We start from the raw sequence: 13810 nt of genomic DNA on the forward strand, positions 1-13810 counted from the left end.
AGAGGTTATTCTCCTCGTAGGTCTCGATGATCTTTTGTCGCAAGTCTAAAGAATAGGGCTTCATCGGGTCGTGGCTCCTGCCTAGGTCTATAATTTATTGTCCTCTTCTATTGTACCTCATGCAAGTGCATACCGCTATATAGCATTTATCTTAATAGTGAGGTACAAAGTTTTCCTTTGGGGGAGTCGGTCGTCAATACCAAATTAGGTTACACTTCATTTTTATGGGAAACGCTGTAAAAATTATCGCAGCAGAAATTGAGGACTATAGCCCAAACACCAGCGATTGAAGCCCCTTTTTGACTGTTAACACCCTTAACCCAGAGATTATGGATGCTTTTAGTCCCTTTCCTCCTGACTGGACAGAGAATGCTGTTCACGCCTACAATTTTTGTTGTCCTTACTGTGGGGCAAAAGCTAAAGAAGCTCAGGCCGTTTGGATCAATCGCCGCGCTCCCGTTTTAGGAGAAGATTCTCGACGTAAATGGCAGGAATTCTATCATTGTCAATGCGATCGAGTTTGGTGGGCCTGGAGTAGTGATCGACCTGCCGAAAATAAGTAATTATCAATCGGGAATGGAAAATATGGCCGATATTTATGTTTCTTGGGATGAATACCATCGTCTGATCGAAAAATTAGCAGTAAAAATCGATCGTTCTGGTTGGCAATTTGCTCAGATTGTCTGTTTAGCTAAGGGAGGATTGCGCGTCGGTGACATTCTCTGTCGTCTTTTTCGTCAACCCCTAGCTATTCTCTACGCTGCTTCCTACGGGGGGCAAAATCATCAAATTCGGGGAGAATTAACTATTTCCTCGAATTTAGCCATGATCGAAACCAAATTAAAGAGTCCCTTGTTATTAGTGGATGATTTAGTCGATTCGGGAATTACCCTCCAAAAAACCTCGATTTTGTTACAGGAAAAATACGGGATTACCAATATCAAAACTGCGGTGATCTGGTACAAAGCAGCATCAAGAATCAAACCTGACTATTATGTGGAATACTACCCCGATAATCCTTGGATTCATCAACCCTTCGAGCGTTACGAGTTAATTACACCCAAAGACCTCCTAGAATAAATTCAGTTTACCAACAGCTTAGAGAGTTTCCCCTTAAAAATCCCACCAAAGAAGATTCATGTCTGAAATCGGCAACGTCATCTATTCTCCGTAGGATTCAGCAGTAATTTTGCCCCGAAAAACGATGTAATTATAAACTGTATAGGCTAGTAAAATTGGGATTAAAAAACCCACAAAAGTCAGCATAAACACCAAAGAACTAGGGGCGGCCGCCGCTTGATAAATTGTCACTGACGGGGGAATAATATCGGGAAAAATCAACAATCCCAAACCGAGAAAAGAGAGCATAAACAGCAATACTGTCCAGACCATGGGGGTGTTTTCTTCCTTTAGTTGCAAACTCCGCAGTAATAAACCCAGTAACAGCACAGCTAAAATCGGGATGAGGATAAAGATGTAAATTAGTCGAGGGTCAAATAAACGCTGACGGATATGGTCGGAAAGCAGCGGCGTACTGATGGTGATAAAGACAGCACCGATAAAAGTGGTAATAGCGGCAATTTTTGCCGTTTTATAGTGAACTTCCTGTAAATTACCCGTAGTTTTCAGAATTAGGTAAGTGGAACCCACTAAAACATAAGCTTGGATTAAAGTTAGAGACACTAGAATCGATCGCCATGTTAACCAATCAAAGGGACCGCCGGCAAAATGACCCAATTCATCCACTTTAATGCCCTCAAAAACCGCACCGAGGGCGAATCCTTGCCCCAAAGCGGCCAAAAAACTGCCGAGTCCGAAGGCATAATTCCAGAACAACTTGCGACGAGAATGTTCACGAAACTCGAAGGAAACAGCCCGAAATAACAGCCCCACCACCATAATCACTGCTGGCAGGTATAAAGCGTTTAAAATTGTCCCGTAAGCTAGGGGAAACGCCCCAAACAGGGAACCCCCCATCAAGACAATCCAAGTTTCGTTAGCATCCCAAACATTGCCCAAACTGGTCATTAAAATACTGCGACGCTTCTCGGAGGAGGAAGTCAGGGAAAGAATTCCCACCCCCAAGTCAAAACCATCGAGGAGGACGTAGAGAAACAGGAATAAACCCAGAATAAAAAACCAAATTTGCGGCAAAAAATACTGTAAAGGTTCCATAGTTCCTCCTATTGTTGCGCTTCTAGGGAACGAGGATTTAGTTCTGGTGAGGTCACTTTTTCCTCTTGAGTCCCCGGCAGTGGTAAGTTAAGATTGGGTCCCTGACGGATAATAAGACTGCCGAAATAGAGAGCAGAAACCAAGAAAACCACATAAATCGCCGTAATTCCGATTAAAGAGGTTAAAATCTCGCCCGCAGGCAGTTTAGAAGCAGCATCCACCGTCCGGATTTGATTGTAAACTGTCCAGGGTTGACGACCGACACAACGGACAATCCAACCGGTTTCCACCGCAAGATAACCCAGAGGGGCTGCAAAAACCCAAGCGCGCAGTAACCATTTTTGACTGTCGATTTTTTCGTTAGATAATTGACCGCGCAGCCATTGCCCAACAGTTACAGCCATTAAAGACGCGAGAAAAAGACCGATAGCGACCATAATCCGGAAGGAATAATAGATTAGCCCCACCATGTGCGGTCTGTCTTCGTATTTCCACGTTTTTAAGCCGAGAACAGGTTCCGATAACTTGGGTTTTAATTCCAAAAGATAACCCAAAGCATTAGGAATCTTCACTTCCCAGCTATTTGTCTCCGCTTTATCCTTGGGTAAAGCAACCAAACTCCAACCGGCAGTTTCTCCCGCAGGAATGGTTTCCCATTGCGCTTCCATGGCGGCTAATTTAGCCGGTTGATAGTGATACACTTGTTCGGCACTAAGATGACCGACAAAAATTTGCAAGGGAGCGATAACAATCGCTAGAGTAAGAATAATTTTGAGAGAACGACTAAAAAAGCTAATGTGACGTTTATTGAGCAAATACCAAGCACTAATCCCACCAATGACGAAAAGAGAAGTTTCCAGAGTGGCGAAAAACATATGCAGGAAACTATTAACCATGAAGGGATTGAGAATCGCTTGTAGGTAATCTTGAACGATAAATTTACCATCCACGAAGATGCCACCGGCGGGGGTTTGCAGCCAAGAATTAGCGGTTAAAATCCAGAAAGTGGAAAGATTAGCCCCAAAAGCGACGAGAATTGTCGCTAGGAAGTGAATTAACGGGGGAACTCGTCCCCAACCAAACAGCATAATTCCTAGAAAACTAGCCTCTAGCATAAAGGCCATGGTTCCCTCGAAACCGAGGATAGTTCCGAAAAAGTCCCCCACTGCTTCCGAAAAAGGCGCCCAATTCATGCCAAACTGGAAGGCCATGGGTAAACCAGAAGCAACTCCAATGCCGAAATTGAGAATGTAGAGTTTTGACCAGAAGCGAGCGTGATGATAGTAGTCAGGATTGCGGGTTTTTAGCCATAATCCTTCGACAATAACTAGATAAATGCCCATACCAGTGGTTAACACCGGCCAAAGCATGTGGAAGATAGCGGTGATGGCGAATTGTATCCGCGACAAAGCGACGGGATTGGCAAGTAAATCCATGATTATAATCTTTGAACGATCGTGAAGATATCATAAGCACCTATAATACTTAGCCAATAATGCCCTGAAAAGGCAAGGTTAAACAGGAATTATATAGATTGTTTTTAGATTTATGCGATCGCTTTGGTGTTAGTCAATGACTTTAGTTAGTATTCTTGTATTATATTTGAGGGAAAACTCAGAAAAATTGCTAGAATATTAGCCTGATTAACTAATTTTCCCCTCGATCGAGTATGACTTTCTCCTCAGCCGCAGACTTTCAAGATGAATTTGATGTCATCGTCGTCGGGGCGGGCCATTCCGGCTGTGAAGCGGCCCTAGCTTGCGCCCGTCTCGGTTGTCGTACCCTTCTCCTCACCCTTAATCTCGATAAAATCGCTTGGCAACCCTGTAACCCCGCCGTCGGTGGTCCAGCTAAATCCCAATTAACCCACGAAGTGGACGCTTTAGGCGGCGAAATTGGCAAAATGGCCGACCGCACCTATCTGCAAAAACGGGTTCTTAATGCCTCTCGCGGACCGGCAGTCTGGGCCCTACGCGCCCAAACCGATAAACGGGAATACGCGGCGGTGATGAAAGGTATCGTCGAAACCCAGGCAAATCTGGTTATTCGGGAAGGCATGGCCACAGACCTGATTTTAGGGGCAAATGAGCAAGTTTTAGGGGTAGAAACCTATTTCGGCACTTGTTTCGCCGCTAAAGCCGTCATTTTAACCACTGGCACTTTTTTAGGCGGCAAAATCTGGATCGGCGGCAAGTCTATGGCCGCCGGACGCGCGGGCGAATTTGCGGCGGTGGGTTTAACAGAAACCCTAAATCGTCTCGGATTCGAGACCGGTCGCCTAAAAACTGGCACTCCTGCCCGTGTGGATAAGCGTTCGGTGGATTACTCTCGCATGGAACCGCAACCGCCCGATGACGAGGTACGTTGGTTTAGTTTTGATCCGGAGGTGTGGATCGAACGGGAACAAATGAACTGTCATCTCACCCGCACCACGGCGGCAACTCATCAATTAATCAGAGATAATTTACATTTATCCCCCATTTATGGCGGTTTTATTGACTCCAAAGGTCCGCGTTATTGTCCTAGTATTGAGGATAAAATCGTCCGTTTTGCCGATAAAGAAAGTCATCAAATTTTTATCGAACCGGAAGGGCGCGATATTCCCGAACTTTATATCCAAGGCTTTTCAACGGGACTGCCGGAAAATGTTCAATTAGCAATGCTGCGGACTTTACCCGGTTTAGAAAACTGTGTGATGTTGCGTGCTGCCTATGCAGTGGAATACGATTATTTACCAGCAACTCAGTGTTATCCAACCCTGATGACGAAGAAGATTGAGGGGTTATTTTGTGCGGGACAAATTAACGGGACAACCGGTTATGAAGAAGCGGCAGCCCAGGGACTGGTGGCGGGGATTAATGCGGCGCGGTTTGCTTTAGGAAAAGAGTTAATTGTTTTTCCCCGGGAGGAAAGTTATCTAGGAACTTTGGTCGATGATTTATGTACTAAGGATCTGCGGGAACCCTATCGAATGTTAACCAGTCGTTCCGAATATCGCTTAGTATTGCGATCGGATAATGCCGATCAACGATTAACACCTTTAGGGCGAGAAATTGGTTTAATTGATGACCGGCGTTGGCAATTATTCCAGAGCAAACAAGCTAATATTATCGCTGAAAAAGAACGCTTACACGAAACGAGAATTAAAGAACGGGATGAGGTGGCAATTGCCATCGTTAAGGATACGGAACAAAAAATTAAAGGTTCTCTCTCTTTAGCGGATTTACTGCGTCGTCCTAGCTTCCATTATCTCGATCTTGATCGCTATGGTTTAGGTAATCCTGATATAAATTTAGCCGAAAGAGAAGGGGTAGAAATTGAGATTAAATATTCCGGTTATTTGAAACGACAACAAAATCAAATCGACCAAATTAGTCGCCACAGTAACCGTCATTTATCCCCCGATATTGACTACATGAAAATCGAAACTTTGTCAATGGAATCGCGGGAAAAATTAACAAAAATTAAACCCGCCACCATCGGCCAAGCCTCGCGAATTGGTGGAGTCAATCCCGCCGATATTAACGCTTTATTAGTGTATTTAGAAATGCGGCAGATGTCGGCAGTTAAAAGTTAGGAAATAATCCTGATTAGTGGATTACTATTGGGAAGACCACCGAAGAATCGAAGTGCTGAACTAAAAAAACAAGCTCAGTTAGATGAAAAGTTTCGCCATCGTATTGAGGGCAAATTTCGACAAGCTAAAAGACGTTTTGGACTCGATAGAGTGATGACTAAACTTTCAGAAACGTCAGAAACTTCTATCGCCATTACCCTTTTAGTGGTTAATCTTTCTACCCTGCTAAGGCAGGTTTTACTATTTCTTTTTGTCCGAAATCAGAAAAGTTACTGTTTTTGGTCTTTTCTATCAGTTATCTTGATGTTAATTGAGAATTATCAACAGAATCACTTATCATTAAAGAAACAGAATTTGCCCTTAGCATCATAACTTTTTTTTTCCTATCTGATTTTTTCAGCAAACCCTAAGTAGTTTAATCCTATTTGATCGGAGATAACCTGAAAGTAAAATGTTTCAACCTTAGATGCGGAAAGTTACCGCTAAAGTTTGATTGCTTAAAGAGTCAAGTGCCGATAGCGATTCCTGTGGGGTCGCTATTTTTTTCGTCCCCACCGACAAAATTGAGCAGCGCTCGTCGTCCCTGCTCACCTCGATCGAGTAAAGTAATCTCTAGATAATTTTCTGGCAAAAAAGTTAAACGTTCTGACCATTCGATCGCCACTATCCCTAAATCTACCTCGATTCCCTGCCAATAATTTTCTAGGTACAGCGCCTCGATATCTTGACCCTGCAAACGATACAAATCCAAATGATACAAAGGAACGCGGCCTTCGTTATATTCGTTAACGAGGGTGAAGGTAGGACTAGCTATAGGCTCTTGAATGCCCAATCCTAAGCCAATTCCCTGTACTAAGGTGGTTTTTCCCGCTCCCAAATCGCCTTTTAATAAAATTACACTGCCAGAGGCCAAGGTTTGCCCCAGTTTTTCGCCTAAATTGACAGTAGCTTCTCGATCGGGTAAGTCGATAATCATTTTTTCCCGTTAGGATGCCAATTAACCACTGATTTTAATATAGCGATCAGAGCAGGTTTCTGACATCCTTGGCTCTGGGGGTCCAAATTTGGTCTTTATGATCGAGAAAAATAGAAGCAGTTAAACTAATCCCTTATCTCTTAGTCTTAACCTTTGGTCAAATGGTCGCTATCAAGACAGAGATAAGCGATCGGCGAAACCTTCTGGTAGATTAGACTAAATGGGAGTTGGTTAACTGCTTTTATAAAATTGATTGTTCCCTAACCATCAGCATTGTCTAGGGTCGAGGGGAATAAAACAACCGAAGTTTAGGACTTTAAGCTAGAAGTTAAGAAAAAAAGTGAAATTATTATTTTTGAGTAATGGCCACGGTGAAGATGAGATCGCGATCCGGATTATTAAAAGACTGCAATCATCCCCCCACTGTCCGGATATTACTGCGTTACCCCTAGTGGGTAACGGTTATGCTTATACTCGTCTGGGGATTCCCCTTCTCGATCAAGGTCAAAAAATGCCCTCTGGGGGTTTTATAACTAGGGATGTCAAACAATTATGGCGAGATCTACGGGAGGGATTATTAGGATTAACCTCCCGTCAATACCGTCTGGTCAGAAATTGGGGCCAAGAAGGGGGAAAAATTGTCGCGGTGGGAGATATCTTACCCCTTGCCCTTGCTTGGTTGAGTGGGACAGATTATGCTTTTGTGGGAACGGCTAAATCGGAATACTATCTCCGGGATGAGCGGGGATGGTTAGATAGTAGCTCGATGATCGATCGCCTCTGGGGTTCCTGTTATTATCCCTGGGAACGCTGGTTAATGGCTCATCCTCGCTGTCGGGGGGTTTTTCCCCGGGATAGTTTAACTAGCAAAATTTTACAACAGTGGTCAATTCCCGTTGTCGATGGGGGTAATCCGATGATGGATGACCTTTTACCCTCGATAACGGGCGATTTTCCCCAAGATTGCCTAACTATTCTGCTGCTACCCGGTTCGCGCTTTCCCGAATCTCTCCACAATTGGCAGCAAATTCTCGCAGCTGTGGCGGCCATTATCGGCCGTTTTCCCGATTACAAGCTGGAATTTTTGGCGGCGATCGCTCCTTCTCTTCCCGCAGAATCTTTTACGGCTGCTTTAATTTCCCGGGGTTGGCGAGAACATAGCACAAATAAGTTTATTTGTCAAGAAGTATTTATAACTATTTCTCAAACGGATTACGCCGAATATTTAGGCCGTTGCCATCTAGCGATCGCCATGGCAGGAACTGCCACGGAACAGTTCGTCGGTTTGGGTAAACCGGCGATCACAATTGCGGGATCTGGACCACAGTTTACTCCCCATTTTGCCAAACTGCAACAGCGTTTATTAGGCTGTTCAATTCTCTTAAGCGATAGTGCCGAGTCAGTGGCGGACAAGTTAGAATATTTATTACAAAATCCCCCACAGTGGCAAGAAATCGCCTTTAATGGTCGTCAGAGAATGGGATCGGCCGGTGCCTCCGATCGCATTGCCCAATGGTTACTAGGCAATTTTTGCCCTTAAATGAAAGTATCGGTCTGATTTTCGCCGCTAGTAGGCCCCTCAAAAATAGTTTCTAGGGCGATTTTTTGGGCGCTTGCTTGTTGTCCGTAGCTGAAAAGATAGGGAATGTCTCCGCTTTGTTGACGAAACCACTGGAAAACGTAGGGACTACCATAAATAATCAATGCTTGAATCTGTCCAGTTTTCAGCAAAGCTTGATAGATAGCTTTCGTTTCCTCCCTTAATCCAGCACTACCCCGAAAAGGATTACCACGGATAAATACTTGTAGGAGAGTCGTTTCTGGGGAGACGAGGGACTGATTAAAGGTGCTACGGTCGATAATTTGCGTTTGATAACCCCATTGTCGGGGAATTGTCACCGCCGGACAAGAGCGATCGAGAAAGTCACAGTGGAGTAAATCATCGATAATGATTAAATTGCGGCCTTGAGTGGCTTTAATGGGTAAATTACCGCTAACTGTTTGGGAATCTTTTAAAATATCGCTGACAATCTCTAGAGCTTGCGGTGCCGCTAAACTGCTTAAGGATTCTAAGGATGGCTGTCTTTGCCCTAATTTCTCTTTTGCTCGTTGAATACGCTGCCAAGAATCATTAATTCTCGCTTCGCTAATTGTACCCGCCTGCACAGCACTATACACCGCTTCGATCGCTTCGATCGGATCGGGAGGCATTAATAGTATATCGGCCCCCGCCTGTACCGCGCTCACTGCGATGGCGGCAGCACTGGCAATTTTAGTCACTCCTCCCATAATCAGGGCATCAGTGACGATTAAACCCTGAAAACCGAGATTTTGGCGCAGTTTTTCCCCGAGAATTTTCGAGGAAAGAGTGGCCGGAAATTCGGCATCCCAAGCGGGAATTAACAGATGGCCTGACATAATACTATCAACCCCTGACTCGATCGCTGCTTGAAAGGGCGGCAATTCGATCGCTTCTAGGCGATGATGATCGTGGTTGATGATGGGAAGATCAAGATGGGAGTCATTGCTGGTGTCACCGTGGCCGGGAAAATGTTTGGCCGTGGTCAAAACTGGATAGGAATTCGCCCCTAAAATAAAAGCTTGAGCTAGATTAGCGACGATTTCGGGAGTTTCAGCGAAGGAACGAATATTAATAACCGGATTGTCGGGATTATTGTTCACATCGACAATTGGGGCTAAAATCCAGTTAATCCCGATCGCTAGAGCCTCCTTAGCGGTAATTGCTCCCATTTCCCTAGCATATTCTGTAGCTTTTGTCAAGCTTTTTTCGGCTATTTTTCCTAAAGCCATCGGGGGGGGAAACCAAGTAGCGCCGGAAAACCTTTGGCCGACCCCCTCCTCGATATCGGCGGCGATGAGGAGAGGATTATCCCCTGACCAACTTTGTAATTGTTGGCTGCGGAAAGCGATTTCGGCGGCGCTGCCTCCTAAGAGAATTACCCCACCGAGGTGGAGAGTTTCTAACCAATGTTTCAGGGTGGCGTTGACAGGTTCCCAAGCAGGATAGCGGATTTGTTGGTCAAAGAGATAGCCGGAAGCGCGGACTACTATCATCTGACCAATACGTTCTTTTAGGGATAAAATGCGATCGCTCACTATTGAGTTATCAGTTATCAGTTATCAGTTATCAGTTATCAGTTATCAGTTATCAGGTTTAAGTTTTAGGTTCCCAGTTTTGCCTAAATTTAGTTATCCTCTACTGTTCACTGGTCACTGATAGCGGAATCGTCATCTTCTGGGGGTCGATCGCTTTTAATATGATCAAGAAGATGTAACATTCGATCGCCGCGTTCGAGGGAAGAATCTTCTAGGAAGACCACTTCGGGGGTACGTCTGAGACGGATGCGTTGACCGAGTTCACGTCGGACGAATCCCGCAGCAGCTTTTAACCCGGCCATAGTTTCGGCCTTTGCATCTTTGTTGCCGTAGATAGACACAAAAATCCTAGCGTGTTGTAGGTCGTGGGAGAGGTCCACATCGGTAACGCTAACCATGCCGGCACCGACGCGATCATCTTTAATTTCCATTAATAACATTTGGCTGACCTCGCGCTTAATTAGCGAGGACACGCGAGATACTCGACGATCATTGGCCATAATTTTTGTCCCCTAAAAACAGCGAAACCCTTACCATTGTATCAAGCTAATCCGAGCATGGCTTTGAGGGTGAAATAAAGAAAGGCGAAAGTTCCCCCCAGAAAGCCGACAAGTGCGATCGCTGTGAGGGGATTTTTTAATAAAGGGGCCAACCAGCCGAAAAAGGCGAAGAAAATCCCTAAACTAAAGCTAATCAGATAGCGGGGGTAACGGCTCACGTTATCAAAAAAGTCGCCCATAAATTTTATTTATTATCTTTGTCCGTAAGTAATTATAGCAGTAAGCTTCGATGTTCAAGGGTAATTCGATAATTTCCCCGATTGAGTTTCACCTGGATTCTGGGACATCCGGCGCGAGAATCATCAATTGTCCTTCCTTATCCTCGCGAATGGCTAGAATCGCCGGACGTTCATTTTCTGCTGACTGAGGGGATAACCCGCGAAAAACATAAGTCCAATTGTTATTTTGGATTAATAACCGCCAAACTCGCGAGGGATTAACTTTACTATCATTCGTTTCTTTTCCCCGCAGATCTTCGAGTAATTTAGTCTCACCGATAATTCGATAACCTTTGAGAGAAGGATCGGTAAAAACATCCTCCAGATTCCGACCGATCGCTATCTGTTTTTCCGGTAAAACTAAAGTGATAACTGGTAAGGTAGAACTATCATTAATTGCATCGCGACGGGCATCGCTCGATCCCTGAATTCGGGCTAACCAAAAAAGTATAATTAATAACCAAATAACAGCGATAAAATCTTTTCGGAGAGCTTCGGGAATTCCCCGGACTAATAAACCTAGGAACTGAAATTTTTGATGAAATTTCAGTTTAGATTGACTGACAATTGAATAGGATGGCAGGGGAGACAAAATCCAGAGAGTAAATTGAATCGCAAAGGCAACGGCAACCAGCGCCAGAAACGTTCGCAGAAACGCCCCGAAATCGCCACAGAAGACCTGTATCGGCACGAAAAGGAAGGAACGCAAGGGCAAGTCCAGACGGTTAATCTCAAGGCTAAACCAGCCGAAATAGGCCCACCGATAAATCCATCCCGTAAAATAGAGAAAAATCCCCAGCAAACCGAGAAGACTGGCGAAGGTTCCTAGTATCTGTGTTCCGGGAGGGGGAGAATTCGGAGCGCTCACGGCAAAATGTCCCTGATTGGCGTTTTCGATCGCTATCCTACTCGATCGACCGGGTTCTATCGCCAGTTCTTTGTATTTTATCAAGGAGAATAACCCATGTCGATCGACGATCCCCGACAAGTTCGTTTTTTAATTGAGAAAATGGAAGCGAGTTTACCGATCCCTGTGCGTGCAACTCCCGAAACGTTAAAACTAGCTGAAACAAAAGGCGAGCGATACAAACCCGATCACCAGTTTTTGATCAATAAAATTTTCTACACGGGAGACGAGGGGGGAATTATTTGTTTCCTAAAAAATGAATTGGGAAAACAAACGGGTCTTATCTGTTCTTTAACCCATCTACGCATCGATAACGATCATCCGTTAGCGGCGGATATTCAATCCTACCAGAAAAAGCGATCGATGCGGATTGCACTACAGGATGGCAAAACCGGAAAAGCCCTCCGTATTGCCAAACAAAACCGCCCGAACAAAGGTTTCGGAAAGTAAAAATATATTGACAAAAACCGCAGGTTGGGTTACTGTTACTCCTAACCCACCGCATCCAATTATATTCGGGGAATAGGAATTTGATTAGTTCGTTGCTACCAGATCGTATTAACCGTTGATAATTGAATTTTTCGATCTCGGCTAATTAAGGGACCGTTTAAATATAGGGCGGTTGCCGCAATAATTCGATCGGGTAAATCGGGAACATCCGAGCGCTCGATTCCTCCCATAGTAACCACGATATTGCGAGCGAGCGGGATTTCTATCAAAATAGAATTTTCCCTGTCCAGTTCCATTAACAATCGCTCTATTGTTTGAGCGGAAATCCGTCCTTTTTCACCAAGATAGACAATTTCAGCCAGAGTAATCGAGGAAACAGCAACCGTATCTCCACTATTGCCAATTTGTTCGATGGTTTGTCGAGCCAAATTGGATAATCGTTGATCTGCGTAAAGATACCAGATAACTGCATGAGTATCTAAAACTGCTTTTAACACTTAAAGATCCTCTGCCGTAAAATCTCCCCACGCTTCTCGTCGGGTTTTATCGATATCTTCAGCCGAGGGAGCCTGTCCTAAATCGGCGCATATACCCCATAAAGAGGGACGGGGTTGATTAACTTCTGCCGATTCCGATGCCATTTCTGCGGTAATTTTTTCGATCAGTTGCCGTTTCTCGATTGCGGATAATTTTTCCGCCCACCGCATTAGCTCTTGTAGAGTCATATTTCTATCGCTTACCGCATAAAGGAGTACCTTCATAAGTTTTAACATAAAGAGAAGATAAAACGCTTCCCCTTTGACAATCCTGACGCTAAAATATGGAAAAAACCCTCTAGAAAAAACCCTAGGTTGGGTTACTGTTACTCCTAACCCACCGCATCCAAGATCGAAAACAGAACCAACCCAATCCCGATCATTCAGGCAAGGTAAAGATGAAAAAACTCTACCCAATAATAACCGTAACTAGCCTAGTTTTTATCGCCTCTCTTGCTGGCTATCATCTACCAGCCACCGGCGATCGATCTCCCGTCAAGAAAATTCCCGTATTGATACCAGATGATACGAAAGTATCTTTAAAAAATGGAACGTCTCTATCTGGGAGATTAATCAAGTTCGATTCTCCAACAAAAACGATCGCTTTAGGGAGAGATTCAAAAACAAAAGAAGTGGCGATGAAAGAGATCAAACAGATAGAGTTTCAAGGGAAGGTTATTATCAAAAGCGGAACGCTTGTTATTCGTGGGGAAGGGGGATCAAGCAATCCAAACCAGAATAGACAACGCTGGCAGGAACCTTTACAGAACTTTAAAATTGTTGATGTTAATGAAGGAAAAGCAGAAGTAACTTTAACCTCGCTAGATTCTCCAAAAATAAGAGGTATCGAGGTGGTAGCGAGTAAGAGTTCCTACGTTGTCGAGGAAATTAAATTTAACCCCTCGGACAAAATTGAGATTCAAGTAAACCCGCATTAAATTTCACAAAGGAGAGGTCAATTTTTTAGGCAATTAAGGAAGACTTTAAATGGGAAAGTTGGCTGATGTATTGTTCGATTGTTTTTGGTGATAGTGGATCGTTTAAGGTAGGATTAGCGAGGTCAAAAATGATGTCATTGATGAGAGCTTCGTAATCTGTTTCATAGGCGATATCTTCTCTGCATTCGATGGCATCGGCCCAGTTTTCTAGGTCAGTGGCAGATAGAGCGTTATTGAGATAGCGATCGAGAATATCGATCAGATGCTCTTTTTTTAGGGTGATAATTGCTTCGCTACTGTCCCAAGGAAAGGTTTTTAGGATAGGGAGGATGGTTGATAGGGGTTGGTCAAAGTTG

General features: G+C 44.3%; 16 protein-coding genes and 1 pseudogene. 7 read left to right on the top strand and 10 right to left on the bottom strand.

The genetic code is table 11. The features are described from left to right. Positions 1-329: 329 nt before the first annotated feature. Positions 330-563, top strand: a complete 234-nt coding sequence (locus tag IM473_RS21870) for a hypothetical protein (protein ID WP_002771307.1) — start codon at positions 330-332, stop codon at positions 561-563. Between the two features lie 22 nt (positions 564-585). Next, positions 586-1080: a phosphoribosyltransferase gene (locus tag IM473_RS21875; protein WP_287659834.1), complete on the top strand. Its 495-nt coding sequence runs from the start codon at positions 586-588 to the stop codon at positions 1078-1080. An 81-nt stretch (positions 1081-1161) separates the two neighbouring features. Here the strand turns inward: IM473_RS21875 and cydB are convergent, their stop codons facing one another. Both cydB and IM473_RS21885 read right to left on the bottom strand, forming a co-directional pair. Further along, complete coding sequence (gene cydB / locus IM473_RS21880; RefSeq protein ID WP_287076763.1) at positions 1162-2175, bottom strand: cytochrome d ubiquinol oxidase subunit II; 1014 nt, start codon at positions 2173-2175, stop codon at positions 1162-1164. Positions 2176-2183: 8 nt separating this feature from the next. Continuing rightward, a complete protein-coding gene (locus IM473_RS21885; RefSeq protein ID WP_287659824.1) occupies positions 2184-3611 on the bottom strand; it encodes a cytochrome ubiquinol oxidase subunit I in 1428 nt (475 codons plus the stop codon). A 233-nt stretch (positions 3612-3844) separates the two neighbouring features. Here IM473_RS21885 and mnmG point away from each other — a divergent pair, with 233 nt between their 5' ends. Both mnmG and IM473_RS21895 read left to right on the top strand, forming a co-directional pair. Continuing rightward, positions 3845-5752: a tRNA uridine-5-carboxymethylaminomethyl(34) synthesis enzyme MnmG gene (gene mnmG / locus IM473_RS21890; protein ID WP_271938778.1), complete on the top strand. Its 1908-nt coding sequence runs from the start codon at positions 3845-3847 to the stop codon at positions 5750-5752. A gap of 6 nt (positions 5753-5758) precedes the next feature. Continuing rightward, positions 5759-6124: pseudogene (locus IM473_RS21895) on the top strand (transposase); the annotation flags it as partial. Positions 6125-6257: 133 nt separating this feature from the next. Here the strand turns inward: IM473_RS21895 and tsaE are convergent. Then, the gene (gene tsaE, locus IM473_RS21900; RefSeq protein WP_287659825.1) at positions 6258-6728 is read right to left on the bottom strand and encodes a tRNA (adenosine(37)-N6)-threonylcarbamoyltransferase complex ATPase subunit type 1 TsaE; all 471 of its coding nucleotides are present in this window, start codon (positions 6726-6728) and stop codon (positions 6258-6260) included. A gap of 340 nt (positions 6729-7068) precedes the next feature. Between tsaE and IM473_RS21905 the strand changes: the two genes are divergently transcribed. Continuing rightward, complete coding sequence (locus tag IM473_RS21905; RefSeq protein WP_287659826.1) at positions 7069-8268, top strand: lipid-A-disaccharide synthase-related protein; 1200 nt, start codon at positions 7069-7071, stop codon at positions 8266-8268. Here the strand turns inward: IM473_RS21905 and IM473_RS21910 are convergent. The 4 genes from IM473_RS21910 to IM473_RS21925 form a co-directional block, all read right to left on the bottom strand. After that, complete coding sequence (locus tag IM473_RS21910; protein WP_287659827.1) at positions 8265-9845, bottom strand: glycoside hydrolase family 3 N-terminal domain-containing protein; 1581 nt, start codon at positions 9843-9845, stop codon at positions 8265-8267. The two genes, IM473_RS21905 and IM473_RS21910, sit on opposite strands and share 4 nt — an antisense overlap. 107 nt (positions 9846-9952) lie before the next feature. Next, positions 9953-10345: a 30S ribosome-binding factor RbfA gene (rbfA, locus tag IM473_RS21915; RefSeq protein WP_002751761.1), complete on the bottom strand. Its 393-nt coding sequence runs from the start codon at positions 10343-10345 to the stop codon at positions 9953-9955. A 41-nt stretch (positions 10346-10386) separates the two neighbouring features. Next, positions 10387-10584 carry a DUF751 family protein gene (locus IM473_RS21920; RefSeq protein ID WP_002737592.1) on the bottom strand — a complete coding sequence of 66 codons (198 nt, stop codon included), beginning with the start codon at positions 10582-10584 and terminating at the stop codon, positions 10387-10389. An 88-nt stretch (positions 10585-10672) separates the two neighbouring features. Beyond that, positions 10673-11575, bottom strand: a complete 903-nt coding sequence (locus IM473_RS21925) for a hypothetical protein (protein ID WP_287659829.1) — start codon at positions 11573-11575, stop codon at positions 10673-10675. Between the two features lie 12 nt (positions 11576-11587). Between IM473_RS21925 and IM473_RS21930 the strand changes: the two genes are divergently transcribed. Beyond that, positions 11588-11980: a hypothetical protein gene (locus tag IM473_RS21930; RefSeq protein ID WP_287659830.1), complete on the top strand. Its 393-nt coding sequence runs from the start codon at positions 11588-11590 to the stop codon at positions 11978-11980. Between the two features lie 95 nt (positions 11981-12075). Here the strand turns inward: IM473_RS21930 and IM473_RS21935 are convergent, their stop codons facing one another. Further along, entirely contained in the window at positions 12076-12477 is a 402-nt protein-coding gene (locus tag IM473_RS21935; protein ID WP_287659831.1) for a type II toxin-antitoxin system VapC family toxin, read from the bottom strand. Next, positions 12478-12741 carry a hypothetical protein gene (locus tag IM473_RS21940; protein WP_002771281.1) on the bottom strand — a complete coding sequence of 88 codons (264 nt, stop codon included), beginning with the start codon at positions 12739-12741 and terminating at the stop codon, positions 12478-12480. Positions 12742-12914: 173 nt separating this feature from the next. On the opposite strand from IM473_RS21940, the gene IM473_RS21945 reads away from it, so the two are divergent. Further along, positions 12915-13454: a hypothetical protein gene (locus IM473_RS21945; RefSeq protein WP_287659832.1), complete on the top strand. Its 540-nt coding sequence runs from the start codon at positions 12915-12917 to the stop codon at positions 13452-13454. A gap of 25 nt (positions 13455-13479) precedes the next feature. Here IM473_RS21945 and IM473_RS21950 read toward each other — a convergent pair. Beyond that, the coding region (locus tag IM473_RS21950; RefSeq protein ID WP_287659833.1) for a hypothetical protein at positions 13480-13810 on the bottom strand (331 nt) is incomplete at its 5' end.

Origin of the sequence: Microcystis sp. M015S2 (assembly GCF_020245945.1) — a bacterium.
Classification (GTDB): Bacteria; Cyanobacteriota; Cyanobacteriia; order Cyanobacteriales; family Microcystaceae; genus Microcystis.

Coding starts and splice junctions, on each gene's coding strand:
- IM473_RS21875 (WP_287659834.1), top strand. CDS start 586: ATGGCCGATATTTATGTTTCTTGGGATGAATACCATCGTCTGATCGAA.
- cydB (WP_287076763.1), bottom strand. CDS start 2,175: ATGGAACCTTTACAGTATTTTTTGCCGCAAATTTGGTTTTTTATTCTG.
- IM473_RS21945 (WP_287659832.1), top strand. CDS start 12,915: ATGAAAAAACTCTACCCAATAATAACCGTAACTAGCCTAGTTTTTATC.
- IM473_RS21930 (WP_287659830.1), top strand. CDS start 11,588: ATGTCGATCGACGATCCCCGACAAGTTCGTTTTTTAATTGAGAAAATG.
- IM473_RS21870 (WP_002771307.1), top strand. CDS start 330: ATGGATGCTTTTAGTCCCTTTCCTCCTGACTGGACAGAGAATGCTGTT.
- tsaE (WP_287659825.1), bottom strand. CDS start 6,728: ATGATTATCGACTTACCCGATCGAGAAGCTACTGTCAATTTAGGCGAA.
- rbfA (WP_002751761.1), bottom strand. CDS start 10,345: ATGGCCAATGATCGTCGAGTATCTCGCGTGTCCTCGCTAATTAAGCGC.
- mnmG (WP_271938778.1), top strand. CDS start 3,845: ATGACTTTCTCCTCAGCCGCAGACTTTCAAGATGAATTTGATGTCATC.
- IM473_RS21885 (WP_287659824.1), bottom strand. CDS start 3,611: ATGGATTTACTTGCCAATCCCGTCGCTTTGTCGCGGATACAATTCGCC.
- IM473_RS21940 (WP_002771281.1), bottom strand. CDS start 12,741: ATGAAGGTACTCCTTTATGCGGTAAGCGATAGAAATATGACTCTACAA.
- IM473_RS21920 (WP_002737592.1), bottom strand. CDS start 10,584: ATGGGCGACTTTTTTGATAACGTGAGCCGTTACCCCCGCTATCTGATT.